We start from the raw sequence: 17,057 nt of genomic DNA on the forward strand, positions 1-17,057 counted from the left end.
AGTCTTGCTTCCGTCAGGCCCCGCATGCGACACATCCGCACCACAACCGGTGCACAGCACCACACAACTCAAGACTTGTCCGTCGTATGCCGCCCGCGAGTACAACGCGGCAGCTCCCTCGTGGAGTTGCCCGCCGGGTCCGCGCCTCCCGTGACCCAAGCAGTGGGAGGCCAGCGCCAGGGGCACGATTGCGCTCGCGAGGTCACCTAAGCGGGCATGCTGGAAGGAAACCGTGTGAGCCGGATCTCGGTCCGGGGATTCGCAGTCGCCTCGGCGACTGCGGTCACCACCGTCGGCGCCGTCGTCGGCGTCGCGTCGGGCAGCACTCAGCCCTCGGGTGACAGCCTCGAGGCGACCGCTGCCGACACGACGCTCCTCGCGGACATTCCCATGGGCGAGCAGGCCCAGATCCAGGTGTCGTCCCTGGCGCTGCAGGCCGACGCCCAGGCAGCCGCCGCGGACGCGGCCGCGCAGAAGGCCGCCGAGGAGTCGGCGCGTCTTCAGGCCGCGAAGACCGCGGAGGCCAAGAAGGCGGCCGCCGAGGAGCGCGCGGAGAAGGCGCGCGAGGAGGCGGAGGCGCGGGCCAACCGCAACGCCGTCCGTGACGTGTCCAGCTTCTCGGCCCAGGCGTCCTACACGGTCGCCGAGGTGCAGGCGATGGCGCGGCAGATGATCCCCGCCGACCAGTTCCAGTGCTTCAGCAACATCGTGCAGCGCGAGTCCACCTGGAACTACCGTGCGCAGAACCCCTCTTCGGGCGCGTACGGCCTGGTCCAGGCCCTGCCCGGCTCCAAGATGTCGTCGGCCGGCGCCGACTGGCAGACCAACCCGGCCACTCAGATCAAGTGGGGCCTGAACTACATGGACAGCCGCTACGGCAGCCCGTGCGGCGCCTGGTCGTTCTGGCAGGCGAACCACTGGTACTAGTCGGGTGCCGGTCCGCCGGCACTCAACTTTCCGGAGCCCCTCACCGTCCTACGGTGAGGGGCTCCGTGCGTGTACGGTCGGGATCCGATGATCCCGGGTGGGTGCCGCGCCGCCCCGCGCCCCCGGCGCAGGGGGAGAGTCGTGGGGGAAGAGGAAGCAACATGTCGAAGGTTCCAGGATGGTTCGGCCGCGTCGGCGCCGAGCTGACCCGGATGGGCGAGCGCCTGGAAGAGCGCCGCTCGGAGGCCGCGTCGGACCTGGAAGACGCGTCGGACACCAAGGGTGAGCCGCCCGGCGCCGTAGCGCCCCGGGAGAGTGTTCCGCCGCCGCCTTCGTACGCCCCCGCCGTGGCGGCAAAGCCCGACCCGGCAGCCGTGGTCCCTTGGGGCATGCGGGTCGCGGCGGAGGCCGGCTGGCGGCTGCTCGTCCTGGCGGGCACCCTCTGGGTGCTGATGAGGGTCATCAGCGCCGTGCAGCTGGTGGTTCTGGCGTTCGCGGCGGCCCTGCTGGTCACCGCGATGCTCCAGCCGACCGTGGCCCGGCTGCGCAGGCGCGGCCTGCCGCGGGGACTCGCCACCGCCGTGACGGCGGCCCTCGGCTTCGTCATCATGGGGCTGGTCGGCTGGTTCGTCGTCTGGCAGGTCCTGGACAACCTCGACAACCTCTCCGACCGGGTCAGGGACGGGATCGACGAGTTCAAACGCTGGCTGCTCGACAGCCCGTTCCATGTGACAGAGAGTCAGATCAACGACATCGCGGAGAACCTCAGCGACACGATCGGCACCAACACGGAGGAGATCACCTCCGCCGGTCTGCAGGGCGTGACCGTGATGGTCGAGGTGCTCACCGGGATACTGCTGGCGATGTTCTCCACGCTGTTCCTGCTGTACGACGGCAAGCGGGTGTGGCAGTGGGTGCTCAAGCTCGTCCCGGCTCAGGCCCGGCCGGGCGTCGCGGGCGCCGGCCCGCGCGCCTGGCGGACCCTGACGGCGTACGTGCGGGGCACGGTGATAGTCGCGCTCATCGACGCGATCTTCATCGGCCTCGGGCTCTACTTCCTCGACGTGCCGCTGGCCGTGCCGCTGGCCGTGTTCATCTTCCTCTTCGCCTTCATCCCGCTCGTCGGCGCCGTGGTCTCCGGCGCGCTCGCGGTCGTCGTCGCCCTGGTCGCCCAGGGCGTGTTCACCGCGCTGATGGTGGTGATCGTGGTCCTGGCCGTACAGCAGATCGAGGGCCATGTGCTGCAGCCGTTCATCCTGGGCCGTGCGGTGCGGGTGCACCCGCTCGCCGTGGTCCTCGCCGTCGCCTCCGGTGGCCTGGTCGCCGGCATCGGCGGTGCGGTGGTCGCGGTGCCGCTGGTGGCCGTGACCAACACGGTGGTCGGCTATCTCAACGTGTACGGAAGGGAGCAGGCGCTGGGTCACTCGCCACCGCCGCACGGCTCGACATCACTCGACGCAGCTGCAGCGCCCGCGTCGCCGGACGCGCCCGAGCAGCCCGAGGCGAGGGAGGAGCAGCAGTGATCTCAGAACCGGAGATGGTGCCCGAGGGGCATTTCGGCGCCGCCGAGCTGCCCGAGCAGCGGCCGTCGTCCGACGACGTGGTGGCGGACGGCGACGGCACCGCCGCCCCGCGCCCGTCGCGCCCCGGCTGGCTGTGGGCCCTCGGCGGCGCGCTCGTCGCATCGGCGGTGTGGGCGGCGGGACTGTACGCGTACGGATTCGGTGACCCGGGCCTCGGTGGCTACCGGACGAGCAAGGACCTCTGCGCCGACGCCGAGTTGAAGGGCCTGACGGCGGTGCTGGGCGAGCGCGTGGGCGGGGACTCAGGAGGATGGGGGAGCGAGCACGAGAGCCTCCACGAATCCTGGTGCTACACCGACCTGAGGCCGCCCGGTCACGTGGTGGAGACGGACGAAGACGGCAGCGAGCTGACCTCTTTTCCTCACGCCTCCTTGAGCTACACGCTGCACATGAAGACCGATCCCGGGCCCGAGTTCGAGGGCTGGGTCGTCGCCCGCAGCGCTACCGGTGACGACGAGCCCGTCCCTCTGCGGCGGGTCGACGGCCTGGGGGAGCGGGCCTTCATCGTCGACGAGGAGGTCGGCGGCACGTCCACGCTGCATGTGCTGGACGGCCAGGCGGTGCTCACCTTGAGCGTCAGCAGCGACTGGGACGCCGAGACCGGAGGGCCGCTGACCGATGTGTCCGAGCTCGAGCCGATCATGGTCGAGGACATGACGGCACTGATGGCGAAGCTGAAGAGCGGAGAAGCCGGAGAAGGCGAAGAAGGCGGAGAAGCCGGAGAAGGTGGGGAAGCGCAGGAGAGCTGACGGGGTATGCGGGGCCGACGAGCCTACGGGCCGACGTACTCCTCGCACCGCGACCGGAAGGGGCCCGCCGATCCGTTCCGGGATCGGCGGGCCCCTTCCGGTCGCCCTGTGCGGGGTACTACTCCGCCATGACGGCCTCGGCGTCCAGCGTGGTGCCCACGGCCTGGATCACCGCGGCGATCTTCACGGCTTCCTGGATCGTCTCGCGGTCCACACCGGCCTTGCGCAGCACCTGCTCGTGCGAGTCGAGGCACTGGCCGCAGCCGTTGATGGCGGAGACGGCGAGCGACCACAGCTCGAAGTCGACCTTCTCCACGCCCGGGTTGCCGATGACGTTCATCCGCAGACCGGCGCGCAGCGTCCCGTACTCCGGGTCCGACAGCAGGTGCCGGGTCCGGTAGAAGACGTTGTTCATCGCCATGACCGCGGCGGCGGACTTGGCGGCGGTGTACGCCTCCGGCTTGAGGTTGGCCTTCGCCTCAGGCTCCAGCTCACGCAGCACCCGCGGCGAACGCGAGGCGATCGCGCAGGCCAGTACGGTGCCCCACAGCTGCTGCTGCGGAAGGTCGCTGTTGCCGATGACCGAGCCCAGGTTCAGCTTCAGGTCCTTGGCGTAGTCCGGTACGGCTGCCTTGAGTTCGTCGAGAGCCATCTCGGATCACTCGCCCGACAGCAGCGCGACGGGGTCCAGGGTGTTCTCGCCCTTGGTCCAGTTGCACGGGCACAGCTCGTCGGTCTGCAGGGCGTCCAGCACCCGCAGGACCTCCTTGGGGTTACGGCCGACGGAGCCGGCGGTCACCATGGTGAACTGGATCTCGTTGTTCGGGTCGACGATGAAGACGGCGCGCTGCGCGAAGCCGTCCTCGCCCTCGATGCCGAGGTCCCGCATCAGCTCGTGCTTCGAGTCGGCCATCATCGGGAAGGGCAGGTCACGCAGGTCGGCGTGGTCCTTGCGCCAGGCGTGGTGGACGAACTCGGAGTCGCCGGAGAAGCCGAGGACCTGGGCGTCGCGGTCGGCGAACTCGTCGTTCAGCTTGCCGAACGCGGCGATCTCGGTCGGGCAGACGAAGGTGAAGTCCTTGGGCCACGCGAACACGACCTTCCACTTGCCCTCGTAGGACTTGTGGGTGATCTGCTCGAACTCCTTGCCGCTCTCCAGCGAGACGCAGGCAGTCAGCTCGAACGTGGGGAACTGGTCACCGACAGTGAGCACGCGCTCTCCTTGCAAAACAGGATTTCCTTTTTGGGGTCATCCGGTGGGGTTGGACGGATCTTGATGGTGGCACACGGCGCATTGATCGCGGAAATAGCTAGACTCGGTCATCGCGATCGGAGGTACCTATCAGTGGCCGCGATAAACAGGGTCAAACAGCCGAGCCTCGCACAGTTGCGCGCCTTCGCCGCTGTGGCCGAGCATCTGCACTTCCGGGACGCGGCCGCCGCGATCGGTATGAGTCAGCCCGCGCTCTCCGGTGCGGTCTCGGCGCTCGAGGAGGCGCTGGGTGTCCAGCTCCTCGAGCGTACGACCCGCAGGGTGCTCCTCTCGCCGGCGGGTGAACGGCTGGCGGTACGGGCCAAGGCCGTCCTCGACGCGGTCGGTCTGCTGATGGAGGAGGCGGAGGCGGTACGGGCCCCGTTCACGGGCGTACTCCGGCTCGGGGTGATCCCGACGGTCGCGCCGTACCTGCTGCCGACGGTGCTGAGGCTGGTGCACGAGCGGTATCCGGAGCTGGACCTCCAGGTCCACGAGGAGCAGACCTCATCCTTGCTGGAGGGGCTGTCCGCGGGGCGGCTCGACCTGCTGCTGCTCGCGGTGCCGCTGGGTGTGCCGGGCGTCACCGAGTTGCCGCTCTTCGACGAGGACTTCGTCCTCGTCACACCCGAGGACCACTGGCTCGGCGGCCGTCACGACATCCCGCGCGAGGCGCTGCGCGAACTGCATCTACTGCTGCTCGACGAGGGGCACTGCCTGCGGGACCAGGCGCTCGACATCTGCCGGGAGGCGGGCCGTACGGAAGGCGGCCCCGTGACGACGACGGCCGCCGGTCTGGCGACGCTGGTCCAGCTGGTCGCGGGTGGCCTCGGCGTCACGCTCCTCCCGCGTACCGCGGTCGACGTGGAGACGGGCCGTGCGGGCAGCCTCCACACCGGCTGGTTCGCCGACCCGGCCCCGTCGCGCCGCATCGCCCTCGCGATGCGGTCGGGGTCGGCGCGGGGTGGTGAGTTCGAGCAGCTCGCGGATGCGCTGCGCGAGGAGATGCGGAGGCTGCCGGTTCGCGTGGCGGAGGCGTGAGGGCAGGGTGCGGGGGTGGGGCGCGGACGCGTTTCGCGCCGGGGCGCGTGCTGTGGCCGTATGGCGCCTGCTGCGGGCTGTCCCCTGCCCCGCCCCTTCCCGAACCGGGGCTCCGCCCCCGGACTCTCGCGCCTCGAACGCCGCGGGGCTGACACGGTCGGCCCGTCCGGCGATTGAGGACACCGTGCGGAAGCGCGGTACGGGTCCGGGCGCAGCCCGGTTACGGGTAGGGGCGGGCAGGGGAGAGGCTCCGCGAGCAGCGGTCTCGACGGAAACCGCGGAAACCGCTATACGTGGCATGTATACACCGCATGTACAGTGCGGGCCATGTCCATCGGTCACACCCTCCTCGGCCTCCTCGAATCAGGCCCCCGCCACGGCTACGACCTCAAGCGCGCCTTCGACGAGAGATTCGGACAGGACCGGCCGCTCCACTACGGGCAGGTCTACTCGACCATGTCCCGCCTCCTCAAGAACGGTCTCGTCGAGGTCGAAGGGGTCGAGGCCGGCGCCGGGCCGGAGCGGAAGCGGTACGCCATCACGGAGGCCGGGATCACCGATGTCTCGCAGTGGCTCGCGCACCCCGAGAAGCCGGAGCCGTACCTGCAGTCGACGCTCTACACCAAGGTCGTCCTCGCGCTGCTCACCGGCCGCCGTGCCGCCGACATGCTCGACACGCAGCGCGCGGAGCATCTGCGGCTGATGCGGGTCCTCACCGACCGCAAGCGCCGCGGTGACCTCGCCGACCAGCTCATCTGCGACCACGCCCTGTTCCATCTCGAAGCCGACCTGCGCTGGCTGGAACTGACCGCCGCCCGGCTCGACCGGCTCGCCGCCGAGGTGCTCGCGTGATCCCCTCCGGCTCCCTGTTCGTCACCGAGGATCTGCGCAAGTCCTTCGGTGCGACCGCCGCGCTCGACGGGACGTCGTTCTCCGTCCACCCCGGCGAGGTCGTCGCCGTCACGGGGCCGTCCGGGTCCGGCCCCACTCCGGGTCTGTGTACCCAATTCTCTCACGGAGGCGTAACCCTGCGTAACCGGCGCAGGTGGGGGGGGTAGACGCCCAGGTCGGGCCACACAGCACAAAACCCCCCAACTGCCCACGGAGCGAGGCAGTTGAGGGGTGCAGGGGGGCAGCGATGGTGAGCCGGCGGAAGCGCCTGGAAGTTGTGTACCGGGCAGGCGCACATATCCGGCGCACGGTACGATTGAGAGCGAGACAGCCGAACACGCCACGATCCGTAAGCCTGACGGCAAATACGTTCTCATCCCTCAACAGGGCATTGCTGTAAGGCGCCTGCCGTAGAACGCAATAAGGCCCCGATACCGTCCCGCAAATGCGAGATGGTACCGGGGCCTTGTGCATGCCTGTCACAGCGCCGCGCTTCGCGCGGTGGCCTCAAACGCCGGCCGGGCTGGATTTCGCTCCGTGAAGTCAGCCTCGCTGGGGGCACTCCCCCTACGCCTGGCGGCGTGGGAGGTACTCCCACCCACGGCCGCCAGGCCGTAGGGGGGAGATTGAGGCGCAGGGGCCCAGGGGCACTGCCCCCGGTTACGGGAAGGGGCGGGTAGGGGGAACAGGCCCCTACGGTGGCGCGCCCCCCGGCGGCTCCGGCGGCTCCGCCGCCCCCCGCGGCCGCCCCCGCCCCGGGATCGGCCGCACGCCCCCCGGCAGCCGTCCCGCGTCCGCCAGGGCCCGCCGCAGCAGGAACTCGATCTGCGCGTTCGCGCTGCGCAGTTCGTCCCCGGCCCATCTGGCCAGCGCCTCGTACACCGCCGGGTCCAGCCGCAGCAGTACCTGCTTGCGCTCGGAGGGGGGTGGCGGTGTCACTGGTAGAGGGATCCCGTGTTGAGAACCGGCTGTGCCGCGCGGTCGCCGCACAGCACCACCATCAGGTTGGACACCATCGCGGCCTTGCGCTCCGGGTCCAGCTCGACGATGTCCTGCTCGGCGATCCGGCTGAGGGCCGCCTCGACCATGCCCACCGCGCCGTCGACGATCTGGCGCCGCGCGGCCACGACCGCGCCCGCCTGCTGTCGCTGCAGCATCGCGGAGGCGATCTCGGGCGCGTACGCGAGGTGGGTGAAGCGGGACTCGATGATGTGGACGCCGGCCGCCTCGACCCGCGCGTGGAGTTCGACGGCGAGCTTCTCGGTGATCTCCTCCGCGTTGCCCCGCAGCGACAGGCCCTCCTCGTCGTGGGCGTCGTAGGGGTACTCGATGGCGATGTGCCGGACCGCGGCCTCCGTCTGTGTGGAGACGAACTCGAGGAAGTCGTCCACCTCGAACATCGCCTGGGCGGTGTCCTCGACCTTCCACACGACCACCGCGGCCAGCTCGATGGGGTTGCCGTACGCGTCGTTGACCTTCAGTACGGCCGTCTCGTGGTTGCGCACCCGGGTCGAGATCTTGGCCCGCGAGGTGAGCGGGTTGACCCAGCGGAGGCCGTCCGTGCGGATGGTGCCCCGGTAGCGGCCGAAGAGCTGGACGACGCGGGCCTCGCCGGGCGCGACCATGTTCAGGCCGCACATGGCGAGGAACGCGGCGATGCCGACCAGGATGCCGCCGGTGATCAGTACGGCCTTGGTGCCGGCGGAGTCGAACGCCGTCGCGGTGATGACCAGCACCGCCCCGGCGGCCAGTCCGAGGAGGCCGAGGAGCAGGGCGAGGCCGCCGCCGATGCTGTGTGCGGCGAACTCCCGGACCTGGGGCCGTGGCATCTCCGGTGTGTCGGCCGTTCGGCCCTTCTCGTGGTCGATGGTGCTGGTGGCAGACATGGGCATCCCCGTTCCGGTCGTCCTGCGAGCGCTTCCGCGACTCTAGCAAAGTGATAACACTTTATCGTACTTCGCAACCCTGGGGGCCCCTCGTGAGTCGGTTCCCTTGAGGCAGGGTGCTGATTCTCACGTCCGTAAAAGGGGGGATCGGTGCCTCTTTGTCTGTCCGCCCGGTGTTAGCTTGCTGAGCTGATTCCGGGCGGTTTCCGGCACCGATGCCGACGGACAGACACCACAGCCGAGAGAGCGGAGCGACGAAGCGATGGGTCGAGCGGACGCGCGACAGGCCCGGCAGCGCGGTGCGCGCCGGGCGACGAGAGCCGGCGGGCCCACGGGCATACGCCGCTTCTTCACGTTCCGGAAGATCCTCGGCACGTTCTTCGGCCTGTGCCTGCTGGCCATGGGTGCGTTCTTCGTGGCCTACATGATCGTCCCGATCCCCGAGGCCAACGCAGAGGCCAAGCTGCAGAGCAACATCTACAAGTACAGCGACGGCAAGATCCTCGCCCGGACCGGTGAGGTCAACCGCGAGATCGTCGGCCTGGAGAAGATCCCCAAGGACGTCCAGTACGCCTTCATCGCGGCCGAGAACAAGACCTTCTTCGAGGACTCCGGCGTCGACGTCAAGGGCACGCTGCGCGGTCTGAAGAACACCGTCACCGGTCAGGGCAAGCAGGGTGGTTCGACCATCACCCAGCAGTACGTGAAGAACTACTACCTGACCCAGGACCGCACCGTCACCCGCAAGCTCAAGGAGCTGGTGATCTCGCTCAAGGTGGACCGGAACAAGGAGAAGAGCGAGATCCTCGCCGGCTACCTCAACACCAGCTACTTCGGCCGCGGCGCGTACGGCATCCAGGCCGCCGCACAGGCGTACTACGGCGTCGACGCCGAGAAGCTGAACGTCTCCCAGGGCGCCTATCTCGCGGCTCTCGTCCAGGCCCCCAGCAGCTACGACTGGGCCGTCGCCTCCGACGAGACCAAGGAGGCGGTGACCAATCGCTGGAACTACGTGCTGAACAACATGGTCGAGGAGAGCTGGCTCGACAAGGGCACCCGCGACGCCATGAAGTTCCCCGTCCCCAAGGCGCCCAAGGCCCCGGCGGGTCTCAGCGGCCAGGCCGGCTACATCGTGGACGCGGCCGCGAAGGAGCTGGCGCGCCAGGGCGTCGAGAAGGCCGACCTCGACGCCGGCGGCTGGACGATCACCCTCAACATCGACTCCAAGCGCCAGAAGGAGCTGGAGAAGGCGGTCCACGAGCAGCTGGAGAGCAAGCTCGACCGCGAGGGCAGCAAGGTCGACGCCACCGTGCAGGCCGGTGCCACGTCCGTCGACCCCAAGACCGGGAAGGTCGTGGCCCTGTACGGCGGGGTGAGCGCCACCGAGCACTGGCTGTCGAACGCCACCCGCCGCGACTACCAGCCCGCCTCCACCTTCAAGCCGGTCGTGTTCGCCTCCGCGCTGGAGAACGGGTCCGAGACCCAGGACGGTGTCCCGATCGGCCTCAACACGGTCTACGACGGCACCAGCAAGCGCCCGGTCGAGGGCATCGACGGCCACTACGCGCCGCAGAACGACCTCAACAGGAGCTACGGGGACGTCACCGTCCAGACATCCCTCAACAGGTCCATCAACTCCTCGTTCGCGCAGATGGCTGTCGACGTCGGCCTGGAGAACGTGAAGGAGACGGCGCTCGACCTGGGCGTCCCGGACGAGAACTTCCCGGTGCGGCCGTCGGTGGCGCTGGGCACCATGGGCGCGTCCACCTGGGACATGGCGGGCGTCTACGCCACCCTCGACAACCACGGCAAGAAGGTCACGCCGACGATCGTCGCCAAGGCCGAGCACAAGGACCGCAAGGTCGAGCTCCAGGACCCGATCGGTGACCAGGTGATCAGCCGTGAGGCGGCCGACACGGTCACCGCCGGTCTGACCGGCGTGGTGAAGAACGGCTCCGGCGTCAACGCGAAGTCGAGCGCCTACGAGGCCGCCGGCAAGACCGGCACCTCGGAGAACAACAAGTCCGCCTGGTTCGCCGGTTACACCCCCGAACTCGCCACGGTGGTCGCCCTGTTCGGCGAGGCACCCCCGGACCAGGGCGGCCGCCAAGTCTCCCTCACGGGCACGGCCGAGGCCGGCCGCGCCAACGGCGGTGGCTTCCCCGCCATGATCTGGTCCGACTACACGACGGGCGCCCTGAACGGCGGCTCCGACGCCGAGTTCGACCTCGACGTGGCGGAGATCGCGGTCCCCGACCCGACGCCGACCCCGACGGAGACGGAGTCCGAGGACCCCACCCCGACCCCGACAAAGACGGAATCCGAGGACCCGACCCCGACCCCGACGGACACCGAGACGGTGGACCCGACCCCGACGGACGAGACACCCGTCACCCCGACCTTCACGCCGCCGACGGGGACCTTCACTCCACCGGTCGAGACGGGCGACGGCGACGGCGAGGCGAACCGGGACGAGGAGCGCCGCCCGCTGCTGACACCCTGAGCGGCCCCAGGAGCACACACGGCGGCGCCCGCACCCGGGACCCGGGTGCGGGCGCCGCCGTTGACGTCCCCGGTGCCCCCGCGCGGGCCCGGTGGGCGGGCCCGTACGCGCGGGCCCCGGTCTACGCGCGGGTGGGGATCTCGAACCAGACGACCTTGCCGGTGGACAGCCGTGTCGCGCCCCACCGCCTGGCGAGTCGGTTGACCAGGAACAGGCCCCGCCCGCCCTCGTCCGTGTCGCGCGCCCGGCGCTGTCTGGGCAGTTGGGGCGAGTCGTCGCCCACCTCGCAGCGCAGTACGTCGGTGCGCAGCAGCCGCAGCGTCACCGGCCGCTCCGCGTACCGCACGGCGTTGGTGACGACCTCGCTGACCAGCAGTTCGACCGAGTCGGACAGCTCCTCCAGCCCCCAGCGGGCCAGTGCCCGCCGGGCGAGGCGGCGGGCGCGGCCCGGTGCGGCGTCCTCCGGTTCCAGGAACCAGTAGGCGACGTCGCTCGGCGCGATGCCGTCGAAGCGGGCCGCGAGGAGGGCGATGTCGTCGTCGCGGTCGCCGGGACCCAGCATGTCGAGCACGTCGTCGCAGAGGGCCTCCAGCGGCGGCGAGTGGTCGGGGCCGGTGAGCTGCGCGGTGTCGGCGAGCCGTTCCCGTAGCTGCTCGATGCCCGTCCACACGTCGCGCAGCCGCGACTCGACCAGCCCGTCCGTGTAGAGCAGCAGCGTCGCTCCGGCCGGGGCGTCGAGCTCGACGGCCTCGAAGTCGACGCCGCCGACGCCGATGGGCGCGCCGGGCGGTACCCGCAGCACCTCGGCCCGCCCGCCCAGGTGCAGCAGGATGGGCGGTGGGTGTCCGGCGTTGGCGATGGTGATCCGGTGCGAGACCGGGTCGTAGACCGCGTAGAGGCAGGTGGCCATGCGGTCCGTGCCGAGCCGCTGGGCCTGCTCGTCCAGGTGGTGCAGGACCTCCTGCGGCGGCAGGTCGAGGCCGGCCAGGGTCTGGGCCGTGGTCCGCAGCTGGCCCATGATCGCGGCGGAGGTCATGGAGTGACCCATGACGTCCCCGACGACGAGCGCGACCCGGCTGCCGGGCAGCGGGATCGCGTCGTACCAGTCGCCGCCGACGCGGGCCGTCTCCGCCGCAGGGAGGTAGCGGGAGGCGAGCCGTACGCCGGTCGGCTGCGGCAGGGAGTCGGGCAGCATGGTGCGCTGCAGCTCGTCGGCGATGTACGCCTCGCGGCCGTAGAGCACCGCCTTGTCGATACCGAGCGCCGTGTGCGTGGCCAGCTGGGCCGCGACCAGGAGGTCGTTGGGCTCGAACGCGGGCCGGTCGGGGCGGCGCAGGAACACCGCGGCGCCGATGACCCGCCGACGGCCCCGCAGCGGCGCGAGTATCGCGCGGTGGCCGCTCGGCACGGAACGTCCGTCGCCGAGCAGCTCGGGCAGGGCGGCGCGCGCCGCCGCGGAGTCACCGAAGACCGGCCGCACCCCGCGCAGCACCTCGGAGAGCGCCCCTCCGGAGTGCACTTCGCACAGCTCGGCGGCCGGGACGGTGTCGCTCCCCGCGTCCAGCAGTGGCAGGGCACCGGCGACGGCCTGGTCCCCGTCGTCGGCGTTCAAACGCAGGCGGTCGGTACGGCGCAGGCGCAGCACGAAGGGGGAGACGGGCCGCTCGTCGCCCACCGGCAGCGGGTCCCGCAGGTAGACCAGGATCGCGTCGGAGAACGTCGGCACGGTGGCCCGGCACAGGCCGAGGACGATCTCGTCGAGGTCGATGCCCCGGGCGATCCGCCGCGTGGCCGCCCCCACGAACCGCAGGCGGTCGCCCTCGCGTCTCGCGGTCCCCGCGATGTCCTGGGCCTGCAACTGCGCCGGGTGCACCTGGGCCTGGGCCTGCGGCTGTGGCTGCGGCTTCGGCGGCGGGCCTGCGGGCGCGGGGGAGGCCCCGGCCGCCTGCGCCCGCGGCCGGGTGCGTTCCTGGGACCGGGCAGCCAGGGGCTGTCGGCCTTCGTGGGAGGTGGGATGCTCCGTCACGCGTGGGATTCCGTCCATCCGGGCCGGGGGTGCGATGCAATCGCCTCGTGGGGCGGTATACCCGCTCTGGGGGTGACGTCGACAGGGTGGCGGGCCTCCGGCACAGCTCAACCCCCTGTTGTGACTGACTCGTGTCCCGTCCGAGACGCTGCGCGACCGGACGCTGCGGGACTGCTCGGTGACTTTGCGGTCGGGCCCTGTGCTCCTGCCCCTGTGCTCCTGCTCCCTCGTACGGCGCAGCCTTGCGGACGACGATCCTACGTTTGACCCCAGGGGGCGCATCAAGAGTCTCACGAGGTCGTATGCGCCGGAGCGCGTTCCCGTCGGGAACCGGCCACAGCGCTCGGATCAGGCCGCCTGCTGTGCCGGTCGGCGGTCCCAGTCGGCCGGCAGGGCAGGCACCCGCCAGGCCGGGTCCGGGCGCCAGAGCTCCCAGCCGTCGCAGAACGGCGCCCCCCAGGAGCGGATCACCTCGACCGCCGCCCGCCCCGCCTCCCGCACGCCCCGAGCGGTACACGCGTCCATCAGGCCGACCCGCTGGGCCTGGTCGAACTCGTCCTCGTCCCGCCACAGCCAACTGCGGTCCGGGTAGACGGAGATGTCGAGGTAGTGGTCCTCCGAGTCGACGCCGCCCGACCATCGGGTGCGCGGCTCCTCGAGGTTGACGTACCAGCTGCGGAACTGCCAGCCGTGCTCCCAGAAGAGCCACACGGACCAGGGCAGGCCGGGTTGCGCCAGCTTCAGGACACCGTTGCCGCTCCAGCGGGTCCGGGCGGTGGTGCGCGGCGCGGTGTAGCGGGTGGCCAGCGGCTCCTCATGCACCGGGGTGCCGTCGGCGAGCAGCGGCTTCACGCACTCGGTGCCGGGGGCCATCCATACGGCGAGCAGCTCGTCCGTGTCCTGGACGACCGTCACGGGCCGGCAGATGTGGAACGCGCGCCCTGCCGCCCCCGGCGCATGGCCGCGGTAGCGCCAGAGGATGTGGTCCCCGGGCTCCCAGCGTGAGCCGTGCTGCGCGTCCGTCGTGCGCTGGTCCGTCCCGCCCGTGTCGTGTGCCGGGCCTCCCGTGCCTGTCATGAGCAGATCTTAGGAGTACGCAACGGACCGCGCAGCGACCCGTGTCACCCAACGTGTCGCGGCCGTGACACGCGGCCGGTCTCACGGATGGGTCATGCGCAGCACGTCGAGCGCCTCGTCCAACTGCTCCAGGGTCAGCTCCCCGCGTTCCACATAGCCGGACTCGAGCACCACCTCGCGGATCGTCCGGCGCTCGGCGAGCGACCTCTTGGCGACCTTCGCGGCCTCCTCGTAGCCGATGTACTTGTTGAGCGGGGTGACGATCGAGGGGGAGGACTCGGCGTACTCGCGGGCCCGTTCGACGTCGGCGGTGATGCCGTCGACGGTGCGGTCCGCCAGCAGCCGGGCGGCGCCCGCCAGCAGTTTGACCGATTCCAGCAGGTTCTTGGCCATCACCGGCAGCATGACGTTGAGTTCGAAGTTCCCGGCCGCGCCGGCCGCCGCGACGGTGGCGTCGTTGCCGGTGACCTGCGCGGCGACCATCAGCACCGCCTCGGGAACCACCGGGTTCACCTTGCCGGGCATGATCGACGAGCCGGGCTGGAGGTCGGGCAGGGCGATCTCGGCGAGGCCGGTGCGCGGGCCGGAGGCCATCCAGCGCAGATCGTTGCAGATCTTGGTGAGTGAGACCGCCACCGTACGGAGCTGGCCGGAGGTCTCCACCAGGCCGTCCCGGGCGCCCTGGGCCTCGAAGTGGTCACGGGCCTCCGTCAGCGGCAGCCCGGTGGCGCGGGCCACCTCGGCGATGACGGCGGCGGCGAAGCCGGGTGGCGTGTTGATGCCCGTGCCCACGGCCGTACCGCCCAGAGGTAGTTCGGCGAGGCGCGGCAGCGAGGCCGTCAACCGCTCGATCCCGTAACGGATCTGCGCCGCGTAGCCGCCGAACTCCTGGCCCAGGGTGACGGGCGTGGCGTCCATCAGGTGCGTACGGCCCGCCTTGACGACCACCGCGAACTCGGTGGCCTTGCGCTCCAGTGAGGCGGCCAGGTGGTCCAGCGCGGGGATCAGGTCGCGGGTGACGGCCTCGGTCGCCGCGATGTGGATGGAGGAGGGGAAGACGTCGTTGGACGACTGGGACGCGTTGACATGGTCGTTGGGGTGTACGTCGCGGCCGAGCCGTTCGGTGGCGAGCGTCGCGATGACCTCGTTGGTGTTCATGTTGGAGGAGGTCCCGGAGCCGGTCTGGAAGACGTCCACCGGGAAGTGCTCGTCCCAGCGCCCCTCCGCGACCTCGGCGGCGGCGTCGGCGATCGCGCGGGCGATGTCCGCGTCCAGTACGCCGAGTTCGGCGTTGACCCGGGCGGCCGCGGCCTTGATGCGGGCGAGCGCCTCGATGTGCGCACGCTCCAGACGCTGCCCGGAGACGGGGAAGTTCTCCATCGCCCGCTGGGTCTGCGCCCGCCACTTGGCGTGGGCGGGGACCCGCACCTCACCCATGGAGTCGTACTCGGTCCGGTAGCCGTCGTCGTCGCTCATGTTCTTCAACCTCCTGGAAAAGTTGAGCACTTGTCTTGTTCGGCGTATTCCCATGACGCGTACCAGTCAGTAAAAACCGTGGGTAACCCCACTCGCAGGAGGCGCGATGAAGCGCACCAGGTACAGATTCCGCCGGGCCGTCACGGTCGGTGCCGTGGCCGCCGCCACGGCACTGGGAACCTTGACGGCCACAGCCCCCGCCGGAGCGGCAGAGGCCGACGACACGCGGTCGGTGTCCTCCGTACCGCTCACAGCGGAGCTGGAGGCGATCCGGGCCGCGGAGGCGACCGCACTCTACGGGAGCCCTGAGGAACGACCGCTCGACCAGCGCAAGACCGGCCTGATCTCGCTGGGCGACAGCGAGATCTCCGGCGAGGGCACCGGCACCTACGAGGAGCCCACCGACGGGCCCGGCAACTGGTGCCACCGCTCGCCCGACGCGGCCGTCCACCGCACCGGTATCCCCGCGGACGTCACGTACAACGTGTCCTGCTCCGGCGCGTCCACCGCCAACATCCGCATCGGCGGCAGCAAGCAGTACGCCGACGAGCTCGTGCAGAGCGACAACCTGGCCATCAAGGCCCGCAACACCCGCATCAAGATGGTCCTGCTCGTCGCCGGCGCCAACGACGACCTCCAGTTCGGTCCCGTCATGACCGACTGCGTCACCCGCTACATCCTGATCCAGGGACCCTGCGAGCCCAAGTACGCCCCCGGCTGGCAGGCCCGCGTCGACGGCCTCGTCCCCAAGGTCGAGCAGACCGTGCGAGACCTGCGCACCGTGATGCGCGACGCCGGCTACCGGGACGGCGACTACAAGATGGTCGTCATGGGCTACCCCAGCCCCATCGGCCCCGACTTCCGCGACAACCCGGACTTCCCCGGCAAGCTGATCTGCGGCGGGATGGGCTACGACTCCGACACCGTATGGGGCCGCAACAGCGCCGTCCCCGCCTTCGAACGCGGCATGCGCGAGGCCGCGCGCACCGCGGGGGCCGTGTACCTGGACAACTCCCGCCTCTTCCACGGCCACGAGGTCTGCCACCAGGACCCCTGGGCGCGCGGGCTCTACATCGACCTCGGCCACTTCCCGCCGGACTCCAACTCCGTCCGGCAGTCCTTCCACCCCAACATCCGCGGCCACGCGGCCTTCGCCTCGTGCCTGACCCAGCTCTACAACTCCTCCGCCCGCGAGGCGAGCTGCGCGGACGTCAACTCCACGGGCAAGCCCGTACTGGTCCCGTACGCCTGGGACGACGCCTACAAGCCGCTGCGCAACGAGGCGACCGGCGACTGCCTGGACGTCGAAGGCGCCACGAGCGCGAACGGTACCGCCGTGCTCGGCTGGGACTGCCACGACGGCCGCAACCAGGGCTGGTGGTACGACTCCGCTCGTGGCACCTTCCACACGGAGCTGTCCCAGGACCGGTGCCTGGACGCGCCCGGCGGCAACTACCGGTCGGGCACGGCCCTGATCGTCTGGGACTGCCACGGCGGCCCCAACCAGAAGTTCGTCCGCGACGGGTCCACGATCCGCCCGGCGTCCGCGACCGGGGTCTGCCTGACCCACGGCGCGGCGAACGAGCCCGTCCGGCTCCGCACCTGTGACGGCTCGGCCGGCCAGCGCTTCGCCTGACCGGGGTGTT

General features: G+C 70.6%; 14 protein-coding genes and 1 pseudogene. 8 read left to right on the forward strand and 7 right to left on the reverse strand.

Going from position 1 to position 17,057, the window contains the following annotated elements; all coding sequences use genetic code 11:
• Window positions 1-234: 234 nt before the first annotated feature.
• The 3 genes from AB0903_RS12070 to AB0903_RS12080 all read left to right on the forward strand — a co-directional run bounded on the left by AB0903_RS12070 (window position 235) and on the right by AB0903_RS12080 (window position 3,259).
• The gene (locus AB0903_RS12070; RefSeq protein ID WP_366701657.1) at window positions 235-927 is read left to right on the forward strand and encodes a transglycosylase SLT domain-containing protein; all 693 of its coding nucleotides are present in this window, start codon (window positions 235-237) and stop codon (window positions 925-927) included.
• 161 nt (window positions 928-1,088) lie between these two features.
• Window positions 1,089-2,450 carry an AI-2E family transporter gene (locus tag AB0903_RS12075; protein ID WP_366701659.1) on the forward strand — a complete coding sequence of 454 codons (1,362 nt, stop codon included), beginning with the start codon at window positions 1,089-1,091 and terminating at the stop codon, window positions 2,448-2,450.
• Window positions 2,447-3,259, forward strand: a complete 813-nt coding sequence (locus AB0903_RS12080; protein WP_366701661.1) for a hypothetical protein — start codon at window positions 2,447-2,449, stop codon at window positions 3,257-3,259. Before AB0903_RS12075 ends, AB0903_RS12080 begins: the two co-directional genes overlap by 4 nt.
• 118 nt (window positions 3,260-3,377) lie before the next feature.
• On the opposite strand, the gene AB0903_RS12085 is transcribed toward AB0903_RS12080, so the two are convergent.
• Window positions 3,378-3,911, reverse strand: coding sequence for an alkyl hydroperoxide reductase (locus AB0903_RS12085; protein WP_366701663.1), 534 nt, complete (start codon window positions 3,909-3,911; stop codon window positions 3,378-3,380).
• A 6-nt stretch (window positions 3,912-3,917) separates the two neighbouring features.
• Window positions 3,918-4,472: a peroxiredoxin gene (locus AB0903_RS12090; protein ID WP_366701665.1), complete on the reverse strand. Its 555-nt coding sequence runs from the start codon at window positions 4,470-4,472 to the stop codon at window positions 3,918-3,920.
• 132 nt (window positions 4,473-4,604) lie between these two features.
• Here AB0903_RS12090 and AB0903_RS12095 point away from each other — a divergent pair, with 132 nt between their 5' ends.
• From AB0903_RS12095 to AB0903_RS12105, 3 genes and pseudogenes are all read left to right on the forward strand, one after another.
• Entirely contained in the window at window positions 4,605-5,552 is a 948-nt protein-coding gene (locus AB0903_RS12095; RefSeq protein WP_366701667.1) for a LysR substrate-binding domain-containing protein, read from the forward strand.
• Between the two features lie 327 nt (window positions 5,553-5,879).
• Entirely contained in the window at window positions 5,880-6,404 is a 525-nt protein-coding gene (locus tag AB0903_RS12100) for a PadR family transcriptional regulator (protein WP_366701669.1), read from the forward strand.
• Window positions 6,401-6,541: pseudogene (locus tag AB0903_RS12105) on the forward strand (ABC transporter ATP-binding protein); the annotation flags it as partial. The gene AB0903_RS12100 and the pseudogene AB0903_RS12105, both read left to right, overlap by 4 nt.
• A 595-nt stretch (window positions 6,542-7,136) precedes the next feature.
• On the opposite strand, the gene AB0903_RS12110 reads toward AB0903_RS12105, so the two are convergent.
• Both AB0903_RS12110 and AB0903_RS12115 read right to left on the reverse strand, forming a co-directional pair.
• Window positions 7,137-7,382: a hypothetical protein gene (locus AB0903_RS12110; protein ID WP_366701671.1), complete on the reverse strand. Its 246-nt coding sequence runs from the start codon at window positions 7,380-7,382 to the stop codon at window positions 7,137-7,139.
• Window positions 7,379-8,329 (reverse strand): SPFH domain-containing protein, encoded by a 951-nt coding sequence (locus AB0903_RS12115; protein ID WP_366701673.1) that lies wholly within the window; start codon window positions 8,327-8,329, stop codon window positions 7,379-7,381. The genes AB0903_RS12110 and AB0903_RS12115 overlap by 4 nt, the downstream gene beginning before the upstream one ends.
• Window positions 8,330-8,591: 262 nt before the next feature.
• Between AB0903_RS12115 and AB0903_RS12120 the strand changes: the two genes are divergently transcribed.
• The gene (locus AB0903_RS12120) at window positions 8,592-10,832 is read left to right on the forward strand and encodes a transglycosylase domain-containing protein (RefSeq protein ID WP_366701675.1); all 2,241 of its coding nucleotides are present in this window, start codon (window positions 8,592-8,594) and stop codon (window positions 10,830-10,832) included.
• A gap of 121 nt (window positions 10,833-10,953) precedes the next feature.
• Here AB0903_RS12120 and AB0903_RS12125 read toward each other — a convergent pair whose 3' ends face one another.
• From AB0903_RS12125 to AB0903_RS12135, 3 genes are all read right to left on the reverse strand, one after another.
• Window positions 10,954-12,858: a SpoIIE family protein phosphatase gene (locus tag AB0903_RS12125; RefSeq protein ID WP_366701677.1), complete on the reverse strand. Its 1,905-nt coding sequence runs from the start codon at window positions 12,856-12,858 to the stop codon at window positions 10,954-10,956.
• Between the two features lie 348 nt (window positions 12,859-13,206).
• A complete protein-coding gene (locus tag AB0903_RS12130; protein WP_366701679.1) occupies window positions 13,207-13,935 on the reverse strand; it encodes a DUF402 domain-containing protein in 729 nt (242 codons plus the stop codon).
• An 81-nt stretch (window positions 13,936-14,016) separates the two neighbouring features.
• Window positions 14,017-15,411: a class II fumarate hydratase gene (locus AB0903_RS12135; RefSeq protein ID WP_366701681.1), complete on the reverse strand. Its 1,395-nt coding sequence runs from the start codon at window positions 15,409-15,411 to the stop codon at window positions 14,017-14,019.
• Between the two features lie 106 nt (window positions 15,412-15,517).
• On the opposite strand from AB0903_RS12135, the gene AB0903_RS12140 reads away from it, so the two are divergent.
• On the forward strand, window positions 15,518-17,047 hold the full coding sequence (locus AB0903_RS12140; protein ID WP_366701683.1) for a ricin-type beta-trefoil lectin domain protein: 1,530 nt from the start codon (window positions 15,518-15,520) through the stop codon (window positions 17,045-17,047).
• Window positions 17,048-17,057 lie beyond the last annotated feature (10 nt).

The organism is Streptomyces sp. NPDC048389, from assembly GCF_040706335.1.
Taxonomy (GTDB): Bacteria; Actinomycetota; Actinomycetes; order Streptomycetales; family Streptomycetaceae; genus Streptomyces.